This window comes from Mesorhizobium sp. M8A.F.Ca.ET.181.01.1.1, assembly GCF_004792025.1.
GTDB lineage: Bacteria > Pseudomonadota > Alphaproteobacteria > Rhizobiales > Rhizobiaceae > Mesorhizobium.
This window is the reverse complement of record NZ_SRTV01000001.1, coordinates 1603967-1626695: the sequence shown is the minus strand read 5'-3', so window position 1 is coordinate 1626695 and position 22729 is coordinate 1603967. Positions and strand designations below refer to the sequence as shown.

The following is a 22729-nucleotide window of genomic DNA, read 5'->3' as shown; positions in this document are numbered from 1 at the left end:
CTCGAAAGAGCTGCCGCGGTAACGCAATTCAAAGCCCGCATGGGCGAGCAGGAAATGGAGACATCACATGGCAAAAGGTAAATTCGAGCGCACTAAGCCTCATGTGAACATCGGCACGATTGGTCACGTCGATCACGGCAAGACGTCGCTGACGGCTGCGATCACCAAGTATTTTGGCGAATACAAGCGCTATGACCAGATCGACGCGGCGCCGGAAGAGAAGGCGCGCGGCATCACGATCTCGACGGCTCACGTCGAATACGAGACCGAGAACCGCCACTACGCGCATGTCGACTGCCCCGGCCACGCCGATTATGTGAAGAACATGATCACCGGCGCCGCGCAGATGGACGGCGCGATCCTGGTCGTGTCTGCCGCCGACGGCCCGATGCCGCAGACCCGCGAGCACATCCTGCTTGCCCGTCAGGTCGGCGTGCCGTCGATCGTGGTATTCCTGAACAAGGTCGACCAGGTCGACGACGCCGAGCTGCTCGAACTGGTCGAGCTCGAGGTTCGCGAGTTGCTGTCGAAGAACGAATTCCCCGGCGACGACATTCCGATCGTCAAGGGTTCGGCGCTTGCCGCACTCGAAGATTCGAACAAGACGATCGGCGAGGACGCGATCCGCGAGCTGATGGCTCAGGTCGACGCCTACATCCCGACGCCGGTTCGTCCGCTCGACAAGCCGTTCCTGATGCCGATCGAGGACGTGTTCTCGATCTCGGGCCGTGGCACGGTCGTGACCGGCCGCGTCGAGCGCGGCGTGGTCAAGGTCGGCGAGGAACTGGAAATCATCGACATCCGTCCGACGACCAAGACGACCTGCACGGGCGTGGAAATGTTCCGCAAGCTGCTCGATCAGGGCCAGGCTGGCGACAACATCGGCGCGCTGCTGCGCGGCGTTGATCGTGAAGGTGTCGAGCGCGGCCAGGTTCTGGCCAAGCCGGGCACGGTGAAGCCGCACAAGAAGTTCGTGGCCGAAGCCTACATCCTGACCAAGGACGAAGGTGGCCGTCACACGCCGTTCTTCACCAACTACCGTCCGCAGTTCTACTTCCGCACGACCGACGTGACCGGCATCGTGTCGCTGCCGGAAGGCACCGAGATGGTGATGCCCGGCGACAACATCACGGTCGATGTCGAGCTGATCGTGCCGATCGCCATGGAAGAGAAGCTGCGCTTCGCCATCCGTGAAGGCGGCCGCACCGTCGGTGCCGGCATCGTCGTCACCATCAAAGAGTAATTTGGACTTAAACCGATCTGTCGCGGGCGCCGGAGTTGCCCGCGCCGCGCCAGAACAAGGAAGTGACGCATGAACGGACAGAATATCCGCATCCGCCTGAAGGCGTTTGATCACCGCGTGCTCGACGCCTCGACGAAGGAAATCGTGTCGACGGCCAAGCGCACCGGTGCAAACGTCCGCGGCCCCATTCCGCTGCCGACGCGGATCGAAAAGTTCACGGTCAACCGGTCGCCTCACGTCGACAAGAAGAGCCGCGAGCAGTTCGAGATGCGCACGCACAAGCGTCTGCTCGACATCGTCGATCCGACCCCGCAGACCGTCGATGCTTTGATGAAGCTCGATCTGGCCGCCGGCGTCGACGTCGAGATCAAGCTCTAAGGGAATGAGAGCGCGGTAAGGGGCGGTGTCCCTGGCCCGGAACTCTAAAGGAATTGAACCGATGCGTTCAGGTGTGATTGCAAAGAAGGTGGGAATGACCCGCATCTATAATGATGCGGGGGAACATGTTCCCGTCACCGTTCTCCAGATGGAGAACTGCCAGGTCGTGGCACAGCGCACGCAGGAGAAGAATGGCTACACCGCCGTTCAGCTCGGCGTTGGCCTCGCCAAGGTGAAGAACACGTCGAAGGCGATGCGCGGCCATTTCGCGACCGCTTCCGTCGAGCCTAAGGCGAAGGTCGCCGAGTTCCGCGTCTCCGCCGACAACATGATCGATGTTGGCGCCGAGATCACCGTCGAGCACTTTGTCGCCGGCCAGAAGGTCGATGTGACGGGCACGACGATCGGCAAGGGTTTCCAGGGCGTCATCAAGCGTCACCACATGGGTGGTGGTCGCGCGACGCACGGTAACTCGGTATCGCACCGTACACACGGTTCGACCGGCCAGCGTCAGGACCCGGGCAAGGTGTTCAAGGGCAAGCACATGGCTGGCCACATGGGCGACACCAGGGTCACCACGCAGAATGTCGAGATCGTCTCGACCGACGCCGACCGCGGCCTGATCCTGATCCGCGGTGCGGTTCCCGGATCGAAGGGCGCCTGGATCCTGGTCCGCGACGCGGCCAAGGTGGCGCTGCCGGCCAATGCGCCGAAGCCCGCCGCGATCCGTGCTGTTGCGGCAGCTGCGAAGAACGAGGCTCCGGCCACAGAGGGAGCGGAATAATGGATCTCAAGATCACAACGCTCGGCGGTAAAGACGCCGGCAAGGTGGAACTTTCCGACGGAATTTTCGGCCTTGATCCGCGCGAGGACATCCTGCAGCGCGTCGTGCGCTGGCAGCTTGCCAAGAAGCAGCAGGGCACGCACAAGGCCAAGGGCCGCGCCGAAATCGCGCGCACCGGCGCCAAGATGTACAAGCAGAAGGGTACGGGCCGCGCCCGTCACCACTCGGCACGCGCTCCGCAGTTCCGCGGCGGCGGCAAGGCCCACGGCCCGGTCGTTCGCAGCCATGAGCATGAACTGCCCAAGAAGGTTCGTGCGCTTGGCCTCAAGCATGCTCTCTCGGCCAAGGCCAAGAGCGCGTCGATCATCATCATCGACGAGCTGAAGCTGACCGAGGCCAAGACGAAGGCGCTGATCGCGAATTTCGCGACGCTGGGCCTGACCAACGCCCTGGTGATTGGCGGCGCCGAGCTTGACAAGAACTTCAAGCTGGCAGCCACCAACATCCCCAACATCGACGTGCTGCCCATCCAGGGCATCAACGTCTACGACATTCTGCGCCGCGGCACGCTGGTCCTTTCGAAGGCCGCCGTCGAGGCTCTCGAGGAGCGCTTTAAATGACCGACCTTCGTCACTACGACGTGATCGTCTCGCCGGCGATCACCGAAAAGTCGACCATGGCCTCCGAGCAGAACCAGGTCGTCTTCAACGTCGCCAAGAAGGCGTCGAAGCCGGAAATCAAGGCCGCCGTCGAAGCGCTGTTCGGCGTCAAGGTGATGGCCGTGAACACGCTTGTCCGCAAGGGCAAGATCAAGCGCTTCCGCGGCACGATCGGCCGCCAGAGCGACGTCAAGAAGGCGATCGTGACGCTGGCCGACGGCCAGTCGATCGACGTCGCGACGGGTCTCTGAGCAAGGCCGCGAGGACAGGACAATGGCACTCAAGAAATTCAACCCGATAACGCCGAGCACCCGCCAGCTGGTCATCGTCGACCGCTCGGGCCTCTACAAGGGCAAGCCCGTCAAGGGCCTGACCGAAGGCCTGACCAAGTCGGGCGGCCGCAACAATTACGGCCGCATCACGGCCCGCTTCATCGGCGGCGGTCACAAGCGTTCGTACCGCATCATCGACTTCAAGCGCCGCAAGTTCGACGTCGTCGGCACGGTCGAGCGCATCGAATACGATCCGAACCGCACCGCCTTCATCGCGCTGATCAAGTATGATGATGGTGAGCTGTCCTACATCATCGCTCCGCAGCGCCTGGCTCCCGGCGACAAGATCGTGGCGGGCGAAGCCGTCGACGTGAAGCCGGGCAACGCGATGCCGCTGGCCTCGATGCCGGTTGGCACCATCGTCCACAACATCGAGCTGAAGCCGGGCAAGGGCGCCCAGGTTGCCCGCTCCGCGGGTGGTTACGGCCAGCTGGTCGGCCGTGACCAGGGCATGGCGATCCTGCGCCTCAACTCGGGTGAGCAGCGTGTCGTTCACGGCTCCTGCATGGCCACCGTCGGTGCCGTGTCCAATCCGGACCACGGCAACATCAACGACGGCAAGGCCGGCCGCACGGTTTGGCGCGGCAAGCGTCCGCACAATCGCGGCGTGACCATGAACCCGGTCGACCATCCGCACGGCGGCGGCGAAGGCCGCACCTCCGGTGGCCGTCATCCGGTCAGCCCGTGGGGCAAGCCGACCAAAGGCAAGAAGACGCGGTCCAACAAGGCGACCGACAAGTTCATCCTGCGCTCGCGCCATCAGCGCAAGAGCTAAGAAGAGGTAACGCCAAGTGACTCGTTCTATTTGGAAAGGCCCCTTCATCGACGGCTACCTTCTCAAGAAGGTGGATAAGGTTCGTGAAGGTGGTCGCAATGAGGTGATCAAGATGTGGAGCCGTCGCTCCACCATCCTGCCGCAGTTCGTCGGCTTCACCTTCGGTGTCTACAACGGCCAGAAGCACGTTCCCGTCGCGGTGAACGAGGACATGGTCGGTCACAAGTTCGGTGAATTCGCTCCGACGCGGACCTATTACGGTCACGGCGCGGATAAGAAGGCGAAGAGGAAATAATCATGGGCAAGGCCAAAGCTCCGCGCAGGCTTGCTGACAACGAAGCGCGCGCCGTGTTGCGCACGATCCGTATCAGCCCGCAGAAGCTGAACCTGGTTGCCGCGCTGATCCGCGGCAAGAAGGTCGCGACAGCGCTTTCCGATCTCGAATTTTCGGCCAAGCGGATTTCCGGCACGGTCAAGAAGACGCTGGAATCGGCAATCGCCAACGCGGAAAACAACCACGACCTCGACGTCGATGCGCTGATCGTGGCGGAAGCCTATGTCGGCAAGTCGATCGTCATGAAGCGGTTCCACGCTCGTGGCCGCGGTCGCGCCAGCCGTATCGAGAAGCCGTTCTCGCACCTCACGATCGTCGTTCGTGAAGTCGAAGAAAAAGGGGAGGCCGCATAATGGGCCAGAAAGTCAATCCGATCGGTCTTCGCCTCGGCATCAACCGCACCTGGGATTCGCGCTGGTTCGCGAACACCGGCGAGTACGGCAAGCTGCTGCATGAGGACATCAAGATCCGCAAGTATCTTGAGAAGGAACTCAAGCAGGCCGCGATCTCCAAGGTCGTGATCGAGCGCCCGCACAAGAAGTGCCGCGTCACCATCCATGCCGCGCGCCCGGGTCTGATCATTGGCAAGAAGGGCGCCGACATCGAGAAGCTTCGCAAGAAGCTGATGGAGATGACGAAGTCCGAGACGCACCTCAACATCGTCGAAGTGCGCAAGCCGGAAATCGACGCGACCCTGGTCGCCCAGTCGATCGCCCAGCAGCTCGAGCGCCGCATCGCGTTCCGCCGCGCCATGAAGCGTGCCGTGCAGTCGGCCATGCGCCTCGGTGCCGAAGGCATCCGCATCAACTGCGCCGGCCGTCTTGGCGGCGCCGAGATCGCGCGCATGGAATGGTACCGTGAAGGTCGCGTTCCGCTGCATACGCTGCGCGCCGATGTCGACTACGGCACGGCCGAGGCGAATACGGCCTACGGCATTTGCGGCGTCAAGGTCTGGGTATTCAAGGGCGAGATCCTCGAGCACGATCCGATGGCTTCGGAGCGTCGTGCGACCGAGGGTGATGCCGCGCATGGCGGTGGTGGTGATCGCGAACGCGGTCGTCGTCGCGAAAACGCCTGAGACATTTAGGAATTTGGAGTTAGAACGATGCTGCAGCCAAAGCGCACAAAGTTCCGCAAGCAGTTCAAGGGCCGTATCCATGGTACCGCAAAGGGCGGCACCAACCTGGATTTCGGTGGTTTCGGGCTGAAGGCGCTTGAGCCGAACCGCGTCACCGCGCGTGAGATCGAGGCGGCCCGCCGCGCGATCACTCGCGAAATGAAGCGCGCTGGCCGCGTCTGGATCCGTATTTTCCCGGACGTGCCGGTCACGTCGAAGCCGACCGAAGTCCGCATGGGCAAGGGCAAGGGCGCTGTCGACTACTGGGCGGCGCGCGTCAAGCCGGGCCGCATCATGTTCGAGATCGACGGCGTCAATGAAGAAACCGCCCGTGAGGCGCTGCGTCTCGGCGCGGCCAAGCTCTCGGTCAGGACGCGCTTCGTACAGCGCATCGCAGAATAAGGACGGGCTGATCATGAAAGCCGAAGACATCCGGACCAAGACCCAGGACCAGCTGACCGACGACCTGGCCAGCCTGAAGAAGGAGCAGTTCAACCTGCGCTTCCAGAAGGCCACCGGCCAGCTCGAGAAGACCGCGCGCGTGAGGCAGGTTCGTAAGGACATTGCGCGTATCAAGACCATCGCTGCGGAAAAGTCCGCGGCCAAGAAGGCTTAAGGACGAAAACCATGCCAAAGCGCATTCTGCAGGGCACCGTCGTCAGCGACAAGAACGAGAAGACGGTTGTCGTCAAGGTCGAACGGCGCTTCACGCATCCCGTGATGAAGAAGACCGTGCGCATGACCAAGAAGTACAAGGCGCACGACGAGAACAACGCCCACAAGGTCGGCGATCAGGTGTTCATCCAGGAATCGAAGCCGATTTCCAAGGATAAGCGCTGGATCGTCGTGTCCTCGGACCAGGCGTAAACAAACGAATTTTGGACAGACCGGGGAGGGGCTTCGAGCCCGTCCCGTTAGAAAAGAAGAAGGCGGCCAGTCATGATTCAGATGCAAACAAACCTCGACGTGGCGGATAATTCCGGTGCGCGTCGTGTCATGTGCATCAAGGTGCTGGGCGGCTCGAAGCGGAAATACGCTTCCGTGGGCGACATCATCGTGGTGTCGATCAAGGAAGCCATTCCGCGCGGCCGCGTTAAGAAGGGCGACGTGATGAAGGCGGTCGTGGTTCGCACGGCCAAGGACATCCGCCGCCCGGACGGCAGCGTGATCCGTTTCGACAAGAACGCGGCCGTTCTCGTCGACAACAAGAAAGAGCCGATCGGCACGCGTATCTTCGGACCGGTTCCGCGCGAACTTCGCGCCAAGAACCACATGAAGATCATCTCGCTCGCGCCTGAAGTGCTGTAAGGAGCCGGACCAATGCAAAAGATTAGAAAAGGCGACAAGGTCGTCGTGCTGGCCGGCAAGGACAAGGGCCGTTCGGGCGAAGTCCTCTCGGTTCAGCCGAAGGATGACACCGCGCTGGTGCGCGGCGTCAACATGATCCGTCGTCACCAGAAGCAGTCCCAGTCCCAAGAGGGCGGGATCATTACCAAGGAAGCGCCGATCCAGCTGTCGAACATCGCGCTGGCCGACCCGAAGGATGGCAAGCCGACCCGCGTCGGTTTCATCTTCCAGAAGGACGGCAAGAAGGTGCGCGTCGCCAAGCGCTCGGGAGAAGTCATCAATGGCTAAGGCTCAAACCAAGCAGGCGACTGCCAACAACACGCCGCGCCTCAAGCAGGTCTACAACGAGACCATTCGCAAGGCGCTGCAGGAGCAGTTCGGCTACGACAACGACATGCAGGTTCCGCGCCTCGACAAGATCGTGCTGAACATGGGTGTCGGCGAAGCGACCGCAGATTCGAAGAAGCCTTCGGTCGCGGCCGAAGATCTGGCGATGATCGCCGGCCAGAAGGCCGTCGTCACCCGCGCCCGCAATTCGATCGCTGGCTTCAAGGTCCGCGAGAACATGCCGATCGGCGCCAAGGTCACGCTGCGCAAGGAACGTATGTACGAGTTCCTCGACCGCCTCGTGAACATCGCGCTGCCGCGCGTCCGCGACTTCCGCGGACTGAACCCCAAGAGCTTCGATGGCCGTGGCAACTACGCCATGGGCATCAAGGAGCACATCGTGTTCCCGGAGATCAACTACGACAAGGTTGATCAGATCTGGGGCATGGACGTCATCGTTTGTACGACTGCGAAGACGGACGACGAAGCCAGGGCTTTGCTCAAGGCTTTCAACTTCCCCTTCCGCCAGTAACGGCAGCGAGAAAAGGAAAAATCTGAAATGGCAAAGACCAGCTCAGTCGAGAAGAACAACAGGCGCCGCAAGCTTGCCGACCAGTACGGTCCCAAGCGCGCTGCGCTGAAGGCGATCATCATGGATCAGTCCAAGCCCATGGAAGAGCGCTTCCGCGCTCAGCTGAAGCTTGCTGCCCTGCCGCGCAACTCGGCCAAGATCCGCATCCGCAACCGCTGCGAAGTCACCGGCCGTCCGCGGGCCTATTATCGCAAGCTCAAAGTATCGCGCATCGCGCTTCGGGATCTCGGCAACAACGGCCAGATTCCGGGCCTGGTCAAGTCGAGCTGGTAAGGAGGACATAACATGTCATTGAGCGATCCTCTCGGCGATATGCTGACCCGCATCCGCAACGCCTATGGCCGCAAGAAGTCGAGTGTCTCGACGCCGGCCTCGCGTCTGCGCACCCGCGTCCTCGACGTGCTGAAGGCTGAAGGCTATATCCGCGATTACAGCCAGACCGACTTCGACAACGGCAAGTCCGAGATCGAAATCGAGCTGAAGTATTTCGACGGTGCTCCGGTCGTGCGCGAAATCGCCCGCGTTTCGAAGCCCGGCCGCCGCGTTTACGTTTCGGCCAAGTCGATCCCGCACGTCGCCAACGGCCTCGGCATCGCCATCCTTTCGACACCGAAGGGCGTGATGGCCGACCACGAAGCACGCGAGCAGAACGTCGGCGGCGAGATCCTCTGCCAGATCTTCTGATCTGGCAGCTCACCGCAAATTGGAATCCGGTCTTCGGATCGTTCCGAAGACAGAGACCTGAAACAAGAGAAGTGACGAGGACAACAAAATGTCTCGTATTGGAAAGAAACCCGTTTCGCTGCCGCAGGGCGTGACCGCGACCGTCAACGGCCAGACCGTGACGGCGAAGGGCCCCAAGGGCGAGCTGAAGTTCGTGGTGAACGACGAAGTGCTGGTCAAGATGGAAGGCAGCGAGATCGCTGTCCAGCCGCGCGACCAGACCAAGACCGCCCGCTCCAAGTGGGGCATGTCGCGCACGCAGATCGTCAACATCCTGCAGGGTGTGAAGGACGGCTTCGAGAAGAAGCTCGAGATCACCGGCGTCGGCTATCGCGCCGCTTTGCAGGGTAAGAACCTGCAGCTGGCTCTTGGCTTCAGCCATGATGTCGTCTACGAGACGCCGGCCGGCATCACGATCACCGTGCCGAAGCCGACCGAAATCACCGTGGCCGGCATCGACAAGCAGCAGGTGGGCCAGGTTGCCGCGGAGATCCGCGAATACCGCGGTCCCGAGCCTTACAAGGGCAAGGGCGTCCGTTACGCTGGCGAGAAGATCGTCCGCAAGGAAGGCAAGAAGAAGTAATCGGCTTGGCTTGGAAAAGTCGCGGACTTTTCGGACAGGACCAAGCCACGGAAGTGTAACGCCGCGGGGAGCGGTCGCGGGAGGCGCTTCGCCTACCGCATATGACGGCCCCCGTTTTTTGAAGGCAAGGAAGACATCATGGGTACCAAGGAAGCCATCCAGCGCCGTGCGCAACGCGTCCGTCGCCAGATCAAGAAAGTTGCCGGCGAACGTCCGCGTCTTTCGGTGCACCGCACGTCGAAGAACATCTACGTTCAGGTGATCGATGACGCCAAGGGCCACACCATCGCTGCCGCCTCGACGCTCGAGAAGGACCTCAAGGGGTCGCTCAAGACCGGCGCCGATACCGCCGCCGCCGCCGCAATCGGCAAGCTGATCGCCGAGCGCGCCACCAAGGCCGGCATCAAGGAAGTCGTTTTCGACCGTGGCCCGTACATCTATCACGGCCGCGTCAAGGCGCTGGCCGAGGCTGCCCGCGAAGGCGGTCTCAGCTTCTGATTTTTCACCGTCGGCGACCCAAAGTGGCGCCGGCAATCAGCAACCCGTGCTTCCGGAAAAGAACAAGGAACAGGATATGGCACAGGAACGTAGGGAAGGCGGCCGCGGCCGCGAGCGTGAAGAGCGCGATGACGGCATGGTGGACAAGCTCGTCCACATCAATCGCGTCGCCAAGGTCGTCAAGGGTGGCCGCCGCTTCGGCTTCGCCGCGCTCGTCGTCGTCGGCGACCAGAAGGGCCGCGTCGGCTTCGGTCATGGCAAGGCGCGCGAAGTGCCGGAAGCCATCCGCAAGGCGACTGAATCGGCCAAGCGCGACATGATCTTCGTGCCGCTGCGCTCGGGCCGCACGCTGCATCACGACGTCGAAGGGCGCTGGGGTGCGGGCCGCGTTCTGCTGCGCGCCGCCAAGCAGGGTACCGGCATCATCGCCGGCGGCCCGATGCGCGCTGTCTTCGAGACGCTCGGCATGCATGACGTGGTCGCCAAGTCGATGGGGTCGTCGAACCCCTACAACATGGTTCGCGCCACCTTCGACGCGCTGAAGAGCCAGATGCATCCCAAGGATGTGGCTGCCGCGCGCGGCATCAAGTATTCGACCCTTCAGGCCCGCCGCGGCACCGCCGTTGCGGCTGAAGAATAGTCGATCTGACCAGGGATTTTGACCATGGCCAAGAAAGCAACCAAGACCATCACCGTTGAGCAGATCGGTTCGCCGATCCGCCGCCCGAAGGAACAGCGCGCGACGCTGGTCGGCCTCGGCCTCAACAAGATGCACAAGCAGCGCACGCTGGAAGATACGCCCTCCGTGCGCGGCATGATCGCCGCCGTCCAGCATCTCGTCCGCGTTGTGGACGAGGGCTGAGCCAAAGCGCAGGAGAAGCAAGATGAAACTCAACGATCTGCGTGACAAGGACGGCGCGACGCATTCCAAGAAGCGTCTCGGCCGCGGTATCGGCTCCGGTTCGGGCAAGACCGCCGGTCGCGGCGTCAAGGGCCAGAAGGCGCGCTCGGGCGTTGCCGTCAACGGCTTCGAGGGTGGCCAGATGCCGCTTTACAGGCGCCTGCCGAAGCGTGGCTTCAACAACATCTTCGCCAAGAGCTTCGTTGTCGTCTCGCTGGCCCGCATCCAGGAAGCCGTCGATGCCAAGAAGCTCGACGCCAAGGCGACCGTGACGGCCGAGGCGCTTGTCGCCGCCGGCGTCATCCGTCGCGTCAAGGATGGCGTGCGCGTGCTGTCCGATGGCGAACTCAAGGCCAAGCTCGCCTTCGACGTCGCTGGCGCCTCCAAGGCCGCGATCGAGAAGATCGAAAAGGCCGGTGGGTCGGTCAAGCTGCCGGAAAAGGCAGCTGCCGAGTAACGGCAATTTGAAGCGCGGTCGGCAAGAGTGGCATCCGTTTTTGCTTTCGATCGCGCTTTGATCTGCTCAATTTAGCGGCCGCGTCAACGCGGCCGCTTGCATGTTTACAGCCCGGAGCTTATCTCGTGAGCTTCGGTGAAACGCACCGCCTGACCTCACGGGCCATCAAGCGTTACCAAGCGGAGAATCAGGCATGGCTTCGGCTGCTGAACAACTAGCCTCGAATCTGAATTTCTCGGCCTTCGCCAAGGCGGAGGACCTGAAGAAACGCATCTGGTTCACCATCGGCGCGTTGCTCGTCTATCGCCTCGGCACCTACATCCCGCTTCCCGGCATCAATCCCGATGCCTTCGCCCAGGCCTTCTCCTCGCAGAGCAAGGGCGTGCTCGGCATGTTCAACATGTTCGCCGGCGGCGCCGTGCAGCGCATGGCGATCTTTGCGCTCGGCATCATGCCCTACATCTCCGCCTCCATCATCATGCAGTTGATGACATCGGTCATTCCCTCGCTGGAAGCGCTGAAGAAGGAAGGCGAGCAGGGCCGCAAGGTCATCAACCAGTACACGCGCTACGGCACCGTGCTGCTGGCGCTGGTGCAGGCCTACGGCATTTCGGTGGGGCTGGAGAACGGCAACGGCATCGTCAGCGATCCCGGCATGTTCTTCCGCATCTCCACCGTCGTCACGCTGGTCGGCGGCACCATGTTCCTGATGTGGCTCGGCGAGCAGATCACCGCGCGCGGCATCGGTAACGGCATCTCGCTGATCATCTTCTCCGGCATCGTCGCGGGTCTTCCGCACGCCATTTCCGGCACGCTGGAACTCGGCCGCACCGGCGCCCTGTCGACCGGCCTGATCCTGGCGATCATCGTGCTGGCCATCGTCGTCATCGCGCTCATCGTCTTTTTCGAGCGCGCCCAGCGCCGCCTGCTGATCCAGTATCCGAAGCGCCAGGTAGGCAACCGCATGTTCCAGGGCGATACCTCGCATTTGCCGCTCAAGCTCAACACGTCGGGCGTCATTCCGCCGATCTTCGCGTCGTCGCTGCTGCTGCTGCCGGCCACCGTCGCCGGCTTCTCGCAGACGACCAACATGCCGGCCTGGGCGAGCACCATCCTGGCCTCGCTCGGCCACGGCCAGCCGCTCTACATGGCATTCTACGCGGCGATGATCGTGTTCTTCGCCTTCTTCTACACTGCGATTGTCTTCAACCCGAAGGACACCGCCGACCAGCTCAAGAAGCATTCGGGCTTCATCCCGGGCTATCGCCCGGGCGAGCGCACCGCCGATTATATCGATTACGTTCTCACCCGCATCACCGTCGTCGGCGCCATCTATCTGGTGCTGGTGTGCCTGCTGCCGGAGTTCCTGATCTCGGCGACTGGCGTACCATTCTACCTTGGTGGCACATCGCTTCTGATCGTGGTCAGTGTCACGCTCGATACGGTTGCGCAGATTCAGGGTCATCTGATCGCGCACCAGTATGAAGGCCTGATCAAGAAGTCGAAGCTGCGCGGGGGGAAGAAAGCCAGATGAGGTTGATTTTGCTTGGGCCGCCGGGGGCGGGCAAGGGGACACAAGCACAAAGACTGGTAGAAAAACACGGCATTCCCCAGCTCTCGACGGGTGACATGCTGCGTGCCGCCGTCCAGGCGGGTACCGAGGTCGGCAAGCGCGCCAAGGCGGTGATGGATGCTGGAGAACTGGTATCCGACGCCATCGTCAACGCCATCGTCGCAGAACGTATCGATCAGGCCGACTGCGCCAAGGGGTTCATACTCGACGGCTACCCGCGTACGCTTGTGCAGGCCGATGCGGTTGAATCGATGCTCTCGGAGCGCAGCATTGGTCTCGATACGGTTATCGAACTGGTCGTCGATGACAGGGCTTTGGTCGGCCGCATCGTCAAGCGCGCCGATGATGCCAAGGCCGCCGGCCAGCCGGTGCGCAAGGACGACAATCCCGCTGTGTTCGAAGAGCGCCTGCGGGAGTACTACAAGAAGACCGCTCCGCTGACCGGCTACTACTATGCCAAGGGCAAGCTCAAGACTGTGGACGGCATGGCCAGTATCGACGCGGTGACCGCCGAGATCGAGACCGTGCTGGCAGCGGCCGCGAAGGCGCGGTAAGGGAATTTAAAGATTAAGCTTGACGGAGACGGTTCGCTGCGGTATGGCGGCCCGTCTTCCTATCAGGTGCGCACTTTGCTTGTCCGCAAGGGCAAGGCAGTCGCTTTGAACTGGAAACTCCCGCAAGGGCCGGCCTCCACCGGACGCGGGGAAATTTGAACAGCGCCGGGATCTACCTTGTTGAAGGTTGTCCGGTCCACATGGAGAAGAGAAGAACATGGCTCGTATAGCCGGCGTCAACATTCCGACCAACAAGCGCGTCGTCATCGCGCTTCAGTACATTCACGGCATTGGCAAGAAGTTCGCCCAGGAGATCGTCGACAAGGTCGGCATCCCGGCCGAGCGCCGCGTCAACCAGCTGACCGACGCGGAAGTGCTGCAGATCCGCGAGACCATCGACCGCGATTACCAGGTCGAAGGCGACCTGCGTCGCGAAGTGTCGATGAACATCAAGCGTCTGATGGATCTCGGCTGCTACCGCGGCCTGCGTCACCGCCGCTCGCTGCCGGTTCGCGGTCAGCGCACCCATACCAATGCACGTACCCGCAAGGGCCCGGCCAAGTCGATTGCCGGCAAGAAGAAGTAATTTTTTAGGGGAATAAGGGAGTAGGGGAGTAAGGCAGTAGGGAATGCCCGTCGATCGGGTCGCATTTTTCCCTACTCCCTTACTGCCCTATTCCCCTACTCCCTTAGTAAGGTGGAGCCGCTGGCATTACGGCGGTGTAGAGATCAACTGAAAGGACTACCATGGCCAAGGAAGCCGCACGTGTTCGCCGCCGCGAACGCAAGAACATCTCGTCGGGCGTTGCCCACGTCAATTCGACCTTCAACAACACGATGATCACCATCACCGACGCGCAGGGCAATTCGATCGCCTGGTCGTCGGCCGGTGCCCAGGGCTTCAAGGGTTCGCGCAAGTCGACCCCGTTCGCCGCCCAGATGGCTGCCGAGGACGTTGCCAAGAAGGCCCAGGAACACGGCATGCGCATGCTCGAAGTCGAGGTCTGCGGACCGGGCTCGGGTCGTGAATCGGCGCTGCGCGCCCTGCAGGCGGCCGGTTTCACCATCACCTCGATCCGTGATGTGACGCCGATCCCGCACAATGGCTGCCGCCCGCGCAAGAAGCGCCGCGTCTAACATTATTGAACGCCGCGCGAACGCTTACGAAAGCGTTCCTCCACGGTATTCCAGGTCGCCCGCCACGATTGGATGGTGGCGGGTCAACGGAAGGAAAGCATCATGATCCAGAAAAATTGGCAGGAACTGATCAAGCCGAACAAGATCGAGTTCTCGTCGAAGAAGAAGACGCTGACCACGCTGGTCGCCGAACCGCTCGAGCGTGGCTTTGGTCTTACCCTCGGCAACGCGCTGCGCCGCGTGCTTCTGTCTTCGCTGCGCGGTGCGGCTGTCACCGCCGTGCAGATCGACGGCGTCCTGCATGAATTCTCGTCCATCGCCGGTGTGCGCGAGGACGTGACCGACATCGTCTTGAACATCAAGGAAATCGCCATCCGCATGGAAGGCGACGGCCCCAAGCGCATGGTCGTGCGCAAGCAGGGCCCGGGTGCGGTTCTTGCCGGCGACATCCAGACGGTTGGCGACGTCGAGATCCTCAACCCCGACCACGTCATCTGCACGCTGGACGAAGGCGCTGAAATCCGCATGGAATTCACCGTCGACACCGGCAAGGGTTACGTGCCGGCCGAGCGCAATCGCGCCGAGGACGCGCCGATTGGCCTGATCCCGGTCGACAGCCTCTATTCGCCGGTCAAGAAGGTCTCCTACAAGGTCGAGAACACCCGTGAGGGCCAGGTTCTCGACTATGACAAGCTGACCATGACCATCGAGACCGATGGCTCGATCTCGGGCGAGGACGCGGTGGCTTTCGCCGCCCGCATCCTGCAGGACCAGCTTGGCCTGTTCGTCAACTTCGACGAGCCGCAGAAGGAAGTCGCCGCCGAAGCCGTCACCGAGCTCGCCTTCAACCCGGCGCTGCTCAAGAAGGTCGACGAACTCGAGCTTTCGGTGCGTTCGGCCAACTGCCTGAAGAACGACAACATCGTCTATATCGGCGATCTCATCCAGAAGACCGAAGCCGAGATGCTGCGCACCCCGAACTTCGGCCGCAAGTCGCTGAACGAGATCAAGGAAGTGCTGGCGGCTATGGGCCTGCACCTCGGTATGGAAGTGCCGGACTGGCCGCCGGAAAACATCGAAGACCTCGCCAAGCGTTACGAAGACCAATATTGAGCATGAACTCCAAGGATCGGCGGCGTGAGCCGCTCGATCCGACGGTCATGCGGAAAGCCATCAGAGGCCGTGGCCTCTTGAACAACTGAAGAAGGAAAAGAGCCATGCGCCACGGTTTCAAAGGCCGCCGCTTCGCCCGCAGCATAAGCCACCGCAAGTCGATGTTCGCCAACCTGGCGGTGTCACTGCTCGAGCACGAGCAGATCGTCACCACCTTGCCGAAGGCGAAGGACCTGCGTCCGATCGTCGAGAAGCTGGTGACGCTCGGCAAGCGCGGCGACCTGCACGCCCGCCGCCAGGTGATCGCGCAGATCGGCAATGAAGGCGTCGTCAAGCGCCTGTTCGACACCATCGCCCCGCGCTATGCCACCCGCAACGGCGGCTACCTGCGCATCATGAAGGCGGGCTTCCGTCACGGCGACAATGCCGCGATGGCCGTCATCGAGTTCGTCGACCGCGACACCGACGCCAAGGGCGCCGGCGACCGCGCCCGCCTTGAGGCGGAAGGCACGGACGAAGCCGCGGCCGCATAAGGCTTCGTCCTTTCCAGATTGAATTAAAGGGGCCTGCGGGCCCCTTTTTCATATTCTGTGCGCGCCAAGCCGTGCCCAAAACTATTGATTGGCGCGAAAATAATCGGATTTCAGCGGCTTAGCCTTTCATTTTGCACATTCGTCGGGACAATGCGCCCGAACTCGCCTTGGAGGATTCGCGAATGCTCGCCAAAAGACTGTCCCTTGTTCTGCTTTGCGCCTTCATGGTGTTCGCAGCCGCACCGGCAGTCCGGCAGGCGCTGGCCGAGGACGCCGCCAAGCCCGCCGATCCGGGGCTCTCCGATGTGCTGACCGACCTGCTGCATGGCGTTGAAGGCGAGAATGCCACTTCAGGCCCGGACAAGCGCGTGCCGTTCGGTCGTGAGGAAGTGCAATTGTCGTTCGCGCCTCTGGTCAAGCAGACCGCGCCGGCCGTGGTCAATGTCTATGCCTCGCAGACAGCCAAGGTGACATCGCCTTTCGAAGGCGATCCGTTCTTCGAGGAGTTTTTCGGCCGCGCCCAGCCGCGTGCTCAGTCTTCCCTGGGCTCGGGTGTGCTCGTTGATCCGAGCGGTGTCATCGTCACCAATTTCCACGTCATCAAGGACGCCGACGAGGTCAAGGTGGCGACCGCCGATGGCCGTGAATTCGCCAGCAAGGTGATGCTGAAGGACGAAACGCTCGACCTTGCCGTGCTCAAGATTGAGTCCGACAAGCCGTTCCCGGTGATCGCCATCGGCGATTCCGACGCGCTCGAAGTCGGCGACCTGGTGCTGGCCATCGGCAATCCCTTCGGCGTCGGCCAGACCACCACCAGCGGCATCGTTTCCGCCCTTGCGCGCAGCCATATAGGCGTCTCGGACTCGGGCTATTTCATCCAGACCGACGCCGCCATCAATCCCGGTAATTCCGGCGGCGCGCTGATCAACATGGGCGGCCAACTGGTCGGCATCAACACCGCCATCTACAGCCGCAGCGGCGGCTCGATCGGTATCGGCTTTGCGATCCCAGCCAACATGGTGCGGGCTTTCGCCGATGCCGCCAAGGCCGGCCTCGATTTCTTCGAACGGCCCTATATCGGCGCCGAGTTCGAAGCGGTGACGCCGCAGATCGCCGAATCGCTCGGCATGGAAAAGCCGACCGGGGCGCTGGTCTCGTCCGTCGACGCGACAGGCCCCGCCGGCAAGGCAGGACTGAAGCCGGGCGATGTCGTGCTGCAGATCAATGGCAAGCCGGTCGAGAGCATCGAGGCGCTCGACTATCGCATGGCGACGCTGTCGATCGGCGCCAAGGCGAATTTCGCGATCCTGACCAAGGGCCAGCAGGCAGCGATGGATATCGCGTTGGAGCGGGCGCCGGAGGGTGCGAAAGCCTCGGAAGTGACGCTGCATGGCCGCAGCCCGTTCTCGGGCGCCAAGGTCTCGGAACTGTCGCCGCGGCTTGCCCAGAAGCTCGGCCTGCGCACGGACCTCAAGGGCGTGACGGTGATCGACATCAACCGTGATTCGCCGGCCGCCGATTTCGGTTTCCAGCCGGGCGACATCGTGCGCGAGGTCAACGGCACCAGCATCGACACCGCCGCAACGCTGGCGCAGGTAGCCCAGCAGGATACGCGCTGGTGGCGCTTTACCGTCGAGCGCGGCGGGCAGATACTGCGCCAGGTGTTGCGTTACTGAGTTCGATCTGAAGGGATCGCGCTCCAAACCAAAAGAAGTGCATGGCCGATCTGTTCAGTGTCGATGAACCGGAAAAGGTGCCGCCCGGGCGGCCGCTGGCAGACAGGTTGCGTCCGAAAAACCTCGGCGAGGTCGTTGGCCAGGAGCATCTGACGGGTCCCGATGGCGCGCTGACCCGGCTGATCGGTTCCGGTTCGCTGGGATCGATGATCTTCTGGGGTCCGCCCGGCACCGGCAAGACCACGGTGGCAAGGCTGCTTGCCGGCGAAACCAGTCTTGCGTTCGAGCAGATATCGGCCGTGTTTTCCGGCGTCGCCGATCTGAAGAAAGTGTTCGAGGCGGCCAAGCTGCGCCGCGCCAACGGGCGCCAGACGCTGCTCTTCGTTGACGAGATTCACCGCTTCAACCGCGCCCAGCAGGATTCTTTCCTCCCCGTCATGGAGGATGGGACGGTGGTCCTGGTTGGCGCCACCACCGAAAATCCATCCTTCGAACTCAACGCGGCCTTGTTGTCGCGCGCACGGGTCATGGTCTTCCATTCGCTCGGCGAAGACAGCATCGCCAAGCTGATGATAAGGGCGGAGGAGACGGAGGGTAGGGCGCTGCCGCTCGATGACGAGGCGCGGGCGATGCTGATCCGCATGAGCGATGGCGACGGACGCGCATCGCTGACATTGGCCGAGGAAGTCTGGCGTGCAGCCAAGCCTGGCGAGATATTCGATCCCGAAGGGCTACAGCGCATCGTCCAGCGCCGTGCGCCGATCTACGACAAGGGCCAGGATGGCCATTACAATCTGATCTCGGCGCTGCACAAGTCGGTGCGCGGCTCGGATCCGGATGCCGCGCTCTACTATCTGGCGCGCATGTTCGATGCCGGCGAGGATCCGCTCTATCTTGGCCGCCGGCTGGTGCGTATGGCGATGGAGGACATCGGGCTGGCCGATCCGCAGGCACTGGTCGTCGCCAACGCCGCCAAGGATGCCTATGACTATCTCGGCTCTCCCGAGGGCGAGCTCGCTTTCGCCGAGGCCACCGTCTATCTCGCCACCGCGCCGAAATCCAACGCCGTCTATACAGCCTTCAAGGCAGCCACGCGGGCCGCGAAGGAACATGGCTCGCTGCTGCCGCCCAAGCATATCCTCAACGCGCCGACCAAGCTGATGAAAGAGGAGGATTACGGCGCCGGCTACCGTTACGACCATGATGAGCCGGACGCCTTTTCAGGCCAGGACTATTTTCCCGAAAAAATGGGTCGACAGACCTTCTACGATCCGCCCGAACGTGGTTTCGAGCGCGATATCAGGAAGCGGCTCGACTACTGGGCAAAGCTGCGCAAAGAGCGGGAATAGCTGGCTTGCGGAGTCCGGTGGCCTTGGCGGTGCGAAACGAGGCCTCGCCTTGGGGGATTTCCACTTCGGTTCTCCTGCACGCGCTGCTCGCCGCCACGGTTATGTTGATACCACTGCAGAAGCCCCCGAACCGGCGTGAGGAGGAGGAGCGCGTGTCGGTCGCCATCCTGACGCCACAGCAGTTCGAGGCTTCGACAAGACCCCCTTCACCGCCCGCCGAGGCGCCCGGCGCGCCCATACCCGCGGCCCCTGCGCCGACGCCAAGCGCTCCCCGGTCTCCCGTCGCGCCGGCCATGATTCACCCGACGCGGATGCTGTCGGCCAAGACGCTCGCCGATCCGCGCAGCAAGCAGGCCCGCGCCGATCTCGAGACCTTCGCGTCCGACGAGCGCATGGTGCAGCTTTGCAATCTGGAGGCCATGGATCAGATCCGCCAATGGCGCGCGGATTTCCAGCCGGAGCGGGTGGTGCCCTATGCAACCGCCGAGGAAAAGATCACCGGCACGACGATCGCCGCCGATGGTGCGGCTTTTCGCAGCGGTAAAAACTGGTACGGCCTGAAGTTCAAATGCCAACTCGCGCAGGACGGCGAAAGCGTCATCGGCTTTGAGTTTCTGGTCGGCGATCCCGTGGCCAGGGATAGATGGAACGAGCTTGGCTTGCCGGCGGTGCATTGACAGCCCGGCATGCTCCACCAGGCAGCCAGCCCGGCCGGATACCATGGCCGTTGTGCGGTGACCCAAAAAACCTTATCAAGGCGCACGGTCGGGCGGTGGCCGTTGCCATGATTTGGGCACCTCATTCGCAACAGGATCGCGCGTCGCGCGTGGAAAAATGACAAAAACCCTTCGCAAATCCCTTCGCAAATTCGCCATTGCCATCCCGCTTCTCGCCCTTGGCTTCTATTTCATCCCGATGCTGACGACGATCTTCATCGTCTGTGGCCTGATCGACGTACTGCGCAACAGCAGGAAGGATCTGGCGCTGTTCAGCGGCTACTTCCTTGGCAACGGGCTCTTCACCTGGTTGCTCTCACCCTTCAACCTGCTGGTCGATCTTCTGTGCTACAGAAATCCGGGCGTGTGGAAGCTGGAGCAGTTTCCCGCCGACTATCAGCGTGAGGTCAACGAGGTCCTTGATGTCTTCAAGGCGCGCAAGGACGAGATCATCGCCGACATCGACGCCAATTTCGGCACCGGCCGGCGTGGCATGTATGTCTATCAATGGTACGGCAAGCACCGGATCGACAACGTCGCTGAATTCAACAAGGATTTCAAATACATCAAGACCATTGCCGTTTCGGTCTTCAGGGGCAAGGAATCGACCTCCTGGCATTTCGGGCCGCTGCGGCTCAGCCTGCGCATTCTCTACAATCTGCTGCCGGTAAAGGCGGAGGTTTTCGTCGAGTGCAACAACGCCAGGAACTACTGGCATGACAATCCGCTCTACATTTTCGACGACACGCTGCTGCATCGTTCGGTCAACGAATATGACGGCCGCCGCTACTGCGTGTTCATGGACATTGTCAGGCCGTCGCCATTCCCGGGCCTCATCGCGGGGCTTCTCGCCATCGTCTCGGTGAGCGTCGAGCGCATCAATTCGATGTTCTACAAGAACTGGAAGATGATTGGCTCCACAAAGCCGAAGAAGGTCGAAACCACCTGAGTTGAAGATCCATCGATGCTGCCGGCTCTGCCGGCAGCATCCTGAATGCGTTAGGGCAGTTCCAGGAAACGCAGACGGCTTTCCGTCGCGAATTGCGTCAAACCAAGAGCCGCTGCCGGCGCTCCTGCATTGGTTTGAGCACCGCCAGGCAATGCTCTGACAAGCCATGCTCTGACAAGACGGGCAGCTTTAGCGTTACGTCGGTTCAGACCTCGGCCTCTTTGGGCCGTCGCCAATTCATTATATGACCTATGTCGCAGGATTCGCATTTGCCCGCACGGCTCCGGCTGCGTCAGGGTATCTCGATTCTGCCCTCGGCAGTTCTGTCTCTTCCTTCCTTGGCGGATCCAAGTGTCAAAGCACAAAGCCTTCGGAGTCTGGGCGGGAACCTACATATGCACCGTGATGCTAGGCATTGCCATCAGCGCCGCGTACATAAATCTTGAAGAACCGGTCTACTATTGGGACTACGCTGCTTATTTCAATGTGTTCAACCAGCAGGGCGCGCTCCTGGTCGAGGACCCCTTCAACTGGCTGAACCAGGTGGGTACTTCCATTGCCACGCAAGATTATGGTGTGGCTATCCTGGTGCCGTTGATGCCCTTTCACATCGTCTTCGGTGGTTCGAGGCTTTCCTTCGTCGCTGGAATAGTCTCGGTCTACCTGGATCCAGCGGTTCTTTTCATAGGTAGAATAAGTTATCTCGAGGCGGTCTCCGAGGCACCTTCTCGCAGCTGGCCAGCCGTTTGGATCGCGGCCTTGCTCTACACGCCGTTCTGGGCGCCGACACTGCGTGGAATGCCTGATGTTGCCGGTTGTCTCGCTCTCACCGCGGCAACCTATGTCCTGTGGAAGTCAAAATTCCTGACCCGCGAACCGGTGGTGAGCGGAATATCGGTCGGCGCCAGCCTATGGTTGGCCTTCATGCTGCGGCGCTGGTACGCCTACGCTGCTATCGGGGTCACCCTTTCCGCGGCGTTCCTGGGCCTGCTGCAGATCGCAAGGGATCGGGACCTTCCGGCATTCCGCGCTGCGGCAGGGGGTGGCCTGTGTGCGATCTTCGTTGTCACCGCAACCGCATTGAACTTCCAGCTGCCGCTGATCGCCAGAATTCTGGGAACGAGCTACGGCGACCTCTACAGCGGATACAAGACGACCTTTGGCACTGAACTCGGTGAAATGGGGAGCCGGCTCAGCTATGTGAATTGGCTGCTGATCATTGCCGGGCTTTACATCTCCATTGCTCGCCGCAACAGGTTCTCCCTGTTCTGCGCCATCGCCTCGCTGCTGACATTTTTGATTTTCACCCGGACGCAGGATCCGGAACCCCATCATTCACTGCCGATGTTCCTTTGGCTTTTCCCTGCATACGTCCAAGCCATCGTCGCGATCGTTTCCGTGCCGGCGCTGAAATCGCGATGGTGGACCGCAGGCATGGCGGTTGCCGCTGGCCTCGCTTTCCTGGGCACATTTTTCCCGACAGGTCGTCAGCTCCTGTCTCCGATCGATTTCGTTTTTGCGCGGGAGGCCACACTCCCCCTCCACCTCGACAATCTCCCCGAATACAGGCGCATGATCGATGATCTGGCCGGCAGAATGGGGCCACAGGATCGCTTTTCGGTTTTTGCCTCGGGGGCAGTCATGAGCGACGCGCTGTTGTTCGGGATGGATCGGGACCTCGTTCCCCATATCGGCTGGATTTGCCAGGTGGATAGTCGTGATCGGTTTCAGCCGGACGCATTGAAATCCAGATTTGTGATTGTGACCGACCCGCCGGTTACTCATCTGCAACCGGGCGCGCAGATTTGCGTCACGCTTCCGAACCAATATATTCTTGACGGGCAAGGCATCGGTGCCGCGTACAAGCGCATTGCGCGGTACCAATTGTCCGGCGGCGTTACCGGCTATCTCTATGAGCAGATGCGTCCAGTCACGCAGCAGGAACTCAATGCGCTGTACGGCGAATTCAAGAAGAGATATCCGGACTGGACAACACCTGTCTGGTGAACCACGACAGGCGGATCTGGCGCTGACCGAGCCCAAGGGATTGACGCCGGCGCCCTCTCAGGGGCAGTAACG

At 61.7% G+C, this 22729-nt stretch carries 33 protein-coding genes; all 33 read left to right on the top strand.

Features of this window, described 5'->3' with window-relative positions; all coding sequences use genetic code 11:
- Window positions 1-67: 67 nt before the first annotated feature.
- The 33 genes from tuf (at window position 68) to EN824_RS07960 (ending at window position 22657) form a co-directional block, all read left to right on the top strand.
- A complete protein-coding gene (gene tuf, locus EN824_RS08120; protein ID WP_135932089.1) occupies window positions 68-1243 on the top strand; it encodes an elongation factor Tu in 1176 nt (391 codons plus the stop codon).
- A gap of 69 nt (window positions 1244-1312) precedes the next feature.
- The gene (rpsJ, locus tag EN824_RS08115) at window positions 1313-1621 is read left to right on the top strand and encodes a 30S ribosomal protein S10 (RefSeq protein ID WP_010909272.1); all 309 of its coding nucleotides are present in this window, start codon (window positions 1313-1315) and stop codon (window positions 1619-1621) included.
- Between the two features lie 61 nt (window positions 1622-1682).
- Window positions 1683-2405, top strand: a complete 723-nt coding sequence (rplC, locus tag EN824_RS08110; RefSeq protein ID WP_023757978.1) for a 50S ribosomal protein L3 — start codon at window positions 1683-1685, stop codon at window positions 2403-2405.
- Complete coding sequence (gene rplD, locus EN824_RS08105) at window positions 2405-3025, top strand: 50S ribosomal protein L4 (protein WP_015317984.1); 621 nt, start codon at window positions 2405-2407, stop codon at window positions 3023-3025. Before rplC ends, rplD begins: the two co-directional genes overlap by 1 nt.
- Entirely contained in the window at window positions 3022-3315 is a 294-nt protein-coding gene (locus EN824_RS08100; protein ID WP_010909275.1) for a 50S ribosomal protein L23, read from the top strand. Before rplD ends, EN824_RS08100 begins: the two co-directional genes overlap by 4 nt.
- A 22-nt stretch (window positions 3316-3337) precedes the next feature.
- Window positions 3338-4171: a 50S ribosomal protein L2 gene (rplB, locus tag EN824_RS08095; RefSeq protein WP_127278266.1), complete on the top strand. Its 834-nt coding sequence runs from the start codon at window positions 3338-3340 to the stop codon at window positions 4169-4171.
- 16 nt (window positions 4172-4187) lie between these two features.
- Window positions 4188-4466: a 30S ribosomal protein S19 gene (gene rpsS, locus EN824_RS08090; protein WP_027044977.1), complete on the top strand. Its 279-nt coding sequence runs from the start codon at window positions 4188-4190 to the stop codon at window positions 4464-4466.
- Window positions 4467-4468: 2 nt separating this feature from the next.
- Window positions 4469-4858, top strand: a complete 390-nt coding sequence (gene rplV / locus EN824_RS08085; RefSeq protein ID WP_006205462.1) for a 50S ribosomal protein L22 — start codon at window positions 4469-4471, stop codon at window positions 4856-4858.
- The gene (gene rpsC, locus EN824_RS08080) at window positions 4858-5583 is read left to right on the top strand and encodes a 30S ribosomal protein S3 (protein WP_013895697.1); all 726 of its coding nucleotides are present in this window, start codon (window positions 4858-4860) and stop codon (window positions 5581-5583) included. The genes rplV and rpsC overlap by 1 nt, the downstream gene beginning before the upstream one ends.
- Window positions 5584-5610: 27 nt before the next feature.
- Window positions 5611-6024 carry a 50S ribosomal protein L16 gene (rplP, locus tag EN824_RS08075; protein ID WP_006205460.1) on the top strand — a complete coding sequence of 138 codons (414 nt, stop codon included), beginning with the start codon at window positions 5611-5613 and terminating at the stop codon, window positions 6022-6024.
- Window positions 6025-6037: 13 nt separating this feature from the next.
- Window positions 6038-6238, top strand: a complete 201-nt coding sequence (rpmC, locus tag EN824_RS08070) for a 50S ribosomal protein L29 (protein WP_006205459.1) — start codon at window positions 6038-6040, stop codon at window positions 6236-6238.
- An 11-nt stretch (window positions 6239-6249) separates the two neighbouring features.
- Complete coding sequence (rpsQ, locus tag EN824_RS08065) at window positions 6250-6489, top strand: 30S ribosomal protein S17 (protein WP_010909280.1); 240 nt, start codon at window positions 6250-6252, stop codon at window positions 6487-6489.
- Between the two features lie 72 nt (window positions 6490-6561).
- Complete coding sequence (gene rplN, locus EN824_RS08060; protein WP_006205457.1) at window positions 6562-6930, top strand: 50S ribosomal protein L14; 369 nt, start codon at window positions 6562-6564, stop codon at window positions 6928-6930.
- 12 nt (window positions 6931-6942) lie between these two features.
- The gene (gene rplX / locus EN824_RS08055) at window positions 6943-7257 is read left to right on the top strand and encodes a 50S ribosomal protein L24 (RefSeq protein ID WP_006205456.1); all 315 of its coding nucleotides are present in this window, start codon (window positions 6943-6945) and stop codon (window positions 7255-7257) included.
- Window positions 7250-7828, top strand: a complete 579-nt coding sequence (gene rplE / locus EN824_RS08050; RefSeq protein WP_127278265.1) for a 50S ribosomal protein L5 — start codon at window positions 7250-7252, stop codon at window positions 7826-7828. Before rplX ends, rplE begins: the two co-directional genes overlap by 8 nt.
- Window positions 7829-7855: 27 nt before the next feature.
- Complete coding sequence (gene rpsN / locus EN824_RS08045) at window positions 7856-8161, top strand: 30S ribosomal protein S14 (protein WP_010909282.1); 306 nt, start codon at window positions 7856-7858, stop codon at window positions 8159-8161.
- Window positions 8162-8173: 12 nt separating this feature from the next.
- Window positions 8174-8572 (top strand): 30S ribosomal protein S8, encoded by a 399-nt coding sequence (gene rpsH / locus EN824_RS08040; RefSeq protein ID WP_006205453.1) that lies wholly within the window; start codon window positions 8174-8176, stop codon window positions 8570-8572.
- A gap of 88 nt (window positions 8573-8660) precedes the next feature.
- Window positions 8661-9194: a 50S ribosomal protein L6 gene (gene rplF / locus EN824_RS08035; protein WP_013895694.1), complete on the top strand. Its 534-nt coding sequence runs from the start codon at window positions 8661-8663 to the stop codon at window positions 9192-9194.
- A 138-nt stretch (window positions 9195-9332) separates the two neighbouring features.
- Complete coding sequence (rplR, locus tag EN824_RS08030) at window positions 9333-9692, top strand: 50S ribosomal protein L18 (protein WP_027145576.1); 360 nt, start codon at window positions 9333-9335, stop codon at window positions 9690-9692.
- 76 nt (window positions 9693-9768) lie between these two features.
- Window positions 9769-10332, top strand: a complete 564-nt coding sequence (rpsE, locus tag EN824_RS08025) for a 30S ribosomal protein S5 (protein ID WP_032933400.1) — start codon at window positions 9769-9771, stop codon at window positions 10330-10332.
- Between the two features lie 24 nt (window positions 10333-10356).
- The gene (rpmD, locus tag EN824_RS08020) at window positions 10357-10554 is read left to right on the top strand and encodes a 50S ribosomal protein L30 (protein WP_006205449.1); all 198 of its coding nucleotides are present in this window, start codon (window positions 10357-10359) and stop codon (window positions 10552-10554) included.
- A 22-nt stretch (window positions 10555-10576) separates the two neighbouring features.
- A complete protein-coding gene (gene rplO / locus EN824_RS08015; protein WP_095775807.1) occupies window positions 10577-11050 on the top strand; it encodes a 50S ribosomal protein L15 in 474 nt (157 codons plus the stop codon).
- Window positions 11051-11243: 193 nt separating this feature from the next.
- On the top strand, window positions 11244-12584 hold the full coding sequence (gene secY, locus EN824_RS08010; protein WP_015317976.1) for a preprotein translocase subunit SecY: 1341 nt from the start codon (window positions 11244-11246) through the stop codon (window positions 12582-12584).
- Complete coding sequence (locus EN824_RS08005; protein ID WP_127281107.1) at window positions 12581-13177, top strand: adenylate kinase; 597 nt, start codon at window positions 12581-12583, stop codon at window positions 13175-13177. Before secY ends, EN824_RS08005 begins: the two co-directional genes overlap by 4 nt.
- Before the next feature lie 217 nt (window positions 13178-13394).
- Entirely contained in the window at window positions 13395-13763 is a 369-nt protein-coding gene (rpsM, locus tag EN824_RS08000) for a 30S ribosomal protein S13 (protein WP_006205445.1), read from the top strand.
- A 161-nt stretch (window positions 13764-13924) separates the two neighbouring features.
- Window positions 13925-14314, top strand: coding sequence for a 30S ribosomal protein S11 (rpsK, locus tag EN824_RS07995; RefSeq protein WP_006205444.1), 390 nt, complete (start codon window positions 13925-13927; stop codon window positions 14312-14314).
- A gap of 102 nt (window positions 14315-14416) precedes the next feature.
- The gene (locus EN824_RS07990) at window positions 14417-15427 is read left to right on the top strand and encodes a DNA-directed RNA polymerase subunit alpha (protein WP_006205443.1); all 1011 of its coding nucleotides are present in this window, start codon (window positions 14417-14419) and stop codon (window positions 15425-15427) included.
- Window positions 15428-15531: 104 nt separating this feature from the next.
- Window positions 15532-15960: a 50S ribosomal protein L17 gene (gene rplQ / locus EN824_RS07985; protein WP_127279754.1), complete on the top strand. Its 429-nt coding sequence runs from the start codon at window positions 15532-15534 to the stop codon at window positions 15958-15960.
- 182 nt (window positions 15961-16142) lie between these two features.
- Window positions 16143-17636: a DegQ family serine endoprotease gene (locus EN824_RS07980; protein ID WP_127869364.1), complete on the top strand. Its 1494-nt coding sequence runs from the start codon at window positions 16143-16145 to the stop codon at window positions 17634-17636.
- Window positions 17637-17677: 41 nt separating this feature from the next.
- Complete coding sequence (locus EN824_RS07975) at window positions 17678-18985, top strand: replication-associated recombination protein A (RefSeq protein ID WP_127279756.1); 1308 nt, start codon at window positions 17678-17680, stop codon at window positions 18983-18985.
- 152 nt (window positions 18986-19137) lie between these two features.
- Complete coding sequence (locus EN824_RS07970) at window positions 19138-19662, top strand: DUF930 domain-containing protein (RefSeq protein ID WP_245520958.1); 525 nt, start codon at window positions 19138-19140, stop codon at window positions 19660-19662.
- Between the two features lie 157 nt (window positions 19663-19819).
- Entirely contained in the window at window positions 19820-20650 is an 831-nt protein-coding gene (locus EN824_RS07965) for an aspartyl/asparaginyl beta-hydroxylase domain-containing protein (RefSeq protein WP_127869363.1), read from the top strand.
- A 351-nt stretch (window positions 20651-21001) separates the two neighbouring features.
- A complete protein-coding gene (locus EN824_RS07960; protein ID WP_135932088.1) occupies window positions 21002-22657 on the top strand; it encodes a hypothetical protein in 1656 nt (551 codons plus the stop codon).
- Window positions 22658-22729 lie beyond the last annotated feature (72 nt).

What these genes read in the sequence shown, in the direction of transcription:
- rplB (WP_127278266.1), top strand. Translation starts at nt 3,338, where the DNA reads ATGGCACTCAAGAAATTCAACCCGATAACGCCGAGCACCCGCCAGCTG.
- secY (WP_015317976.1), top strand. Translation starts at nt 11,244, where the DNA reads ATGGCTTCGGCTGCTGAACAACTAGCCTCGAATCTGAATTTCTCGGCC.
- rplR (WP_027145576.1), top strand. Translation starts at nt 9,333, where the DNA reads ATGGGTACCAAGGAAGCCATCCAGCGCCGTGCGCAACGCGTCCGTCGC.
- EN824_RS08005 (WP_127281107.1), top strand. Translation starts at nt 12,581, where the DNA reads ATGAGGTTGATTTTGCTTGGGCCGCCGGGGGCGGGCAAGGGGACACAA.
- EN824_RS07980 (WP_127869364.1), top strand. Translation starts at nt 16,143, where the DNA reads ATGCTCGCCAAAAGACTGTCCCTTGTTCTGCTTTGCGCCTTCATGGTG.
- tuf (WP_135932089.1), top strand. Translation starts at nt 68, where the DNA reads ATGGCAAAAGGTAAATTCGAGCGCACTAAGCCTCATGTGAACATCGGC.
- rplC (WP_023757978.1), top strand. Translation starts at nt 1,683, where the DNA reads ATGCGTTCAGGTGTGATTGCAAAGAAGGTGGGAATGACCCGCATCTAT.
- rpsQ (WP_010909280.1), top strand. Translation starts at nt 6,250, where the DNA reads ATGCCAAAGCGCATTCTGCAGGGCACCGTCGTCAGCGACAAGAACGAG.
- rplV (WP_006205462.1), top strand. Translation starts at nt 4,469, where the DNA reads ATGGGCAAGGCCAAAGCTCCGCGCAGGCTTGCTGACAACGAAGCGCGC.
- rpsC (WP_013895697.1), top strand. Translation starts at nt 4,858, where the DNA reads ATGGGCCAGAAAGTCAATCCGATCGGTCTTCGCCTCGGCATCAACCGC.
- rplO (WP_095775807.1), top strand. Translation starts at nt 10,577, where the DNA reads ATGAAACTCAACGATCTGCGTGACAAGGACGGCGCGACGCATTCCAAG.
- rplF (WP_013895694.1), top strand. Translation starts at nt 8,661, where the DNA reads ATGTCTCGTATTGGAAAGAAACCCGTTTCGCTGCCGCAGGGCGTGACC.
- rpsN (WP_010909282.1), top strand. Translation starts at nt 7,856, where the DNA reads ATGGCAAAGACCAGCTCAGTCGAGAAGAACAACAGGCGCCGCAAGCTT.
- EN824_RS07990 (WP_006205443.1), top strand. Translation starts at nt 14,417, where the DNA reads ATGATCCAGAAAAATTGGCAGGAACTGATCAAGCCGAACAAGATCGAG.
- rpsM (WP_006205445.1), top strand. Translation starts at nt 13,395, where the DNA reads ATGGCTCGTATAGCCGGCGTCAACATTCCGACCAACAAGCGCGTCGTC.
- EN824_RS07975 (WP_127279756.1), top strand. Translation starts at nt 17,678, where the DNA reads ATGGCCGATCTGTTCAGTGTCGATGAACCGGAAAAGGTGCCGCCCGGG.
- EN824_RS07965 (WP_127869363.1), top strand. Translation starts at nt 19,820, where the DNA reads ATGACAAAAACCCTTCGCAAATCCCTTCGCAAATTCGCCATTGCCATC.
- rpmC (WP_006205459.1), top strand. Translation starts at nt 6,038, where the DNA reads ATGAAAGCCGAAGACATCCGGACCAAGACCCAGGACCAGCTGACCGAC.
- rplP (WP_006205460.1), top strand. Translation starts at nt 5,611, where the DNA reads ATGCTGCAGCCAAAGCGCACAAAGTTCCGCAAGCAGTTCAAGGGCCGT.
- rplD (WP_015317984.1), top strand. Translation starts at nt 2,405, where the DNA reads ATGGATCTCAAGATCACAACGCTCGGCGGTAAAGACGCCGGCAAGGTG.
- rplX (WP_006205456.1), top strand. Translation starts at nt 6,943, where the DNA reads ATGCAAAAGATTAGAAAAGGCGACAAGGTCGTCGTGCTGGCCGGCAAG.
- rpsJ (WP_010909272.1), top strand. Translation starts at nt 1,313, where the DNA reads ATGAACGGACAGAATATCCGCATCCGCCTGAAGGCGTTTGATCACCGC.
- rplE (WP_127278265.1), top strand. Translation starts at nt 7,250, where the DNA reads ATGGCTAAGGCTCAAACCAAGCAGGCGACTGCCAACAACACGCCGCGC.
- rpmD (WP_006205449.1), top strand. Translation starts at nt 10,357, where the DNA reads ATGGCCAAGAAAGCAACCAAGACCATCACCGTTGAGCAGATCGGTTCG.
- rplN (WP_006205457.1), top strand. Translation starts at nt 6,562, where the DNA reads ATGATTCAGATGCAAACAAACCTCGACGTGGCGGATAATTCCGGTGCG.
- rplQ (WP_127279754.1), top strand. Translation starts at nt 15,532, where the DNA reads ATGCGCCACGGTTTCAAAGGCCGCCGCTTCGCCCGCAGCATAAGCCAC.
- rpsE (WP_032933400.1), top strand. Translation starts at nt 9,769, where the DNA reads ATGGCACAGGAACGTAGGGAAGGCGGCCGCGGCCGCGAGCGTGAAGAG.
- rpsH (WP_006205453.1), top strand. Translation starts at nt 8,174, where the DNA reads ATGTCATTGAGCGATCCTCTCGGCGATATGCTGACCCGCATCCGCAAC.
- EN824_RS08100 (WP_010909275.1), top strand. Translation starts at nt 3,022, where the DNA reads ATGACCGACCTTCGTCACTACGACGTGATCGTCTCGCCGGCGATCACC.
- rpsK (WP_006205444.1), top strand. Translation starts at nt 13,925, where the DNA reads ATGGCCAAGGAAGCCGCACGTGTTCGCCGCCGCGAACGCAAGAACATC.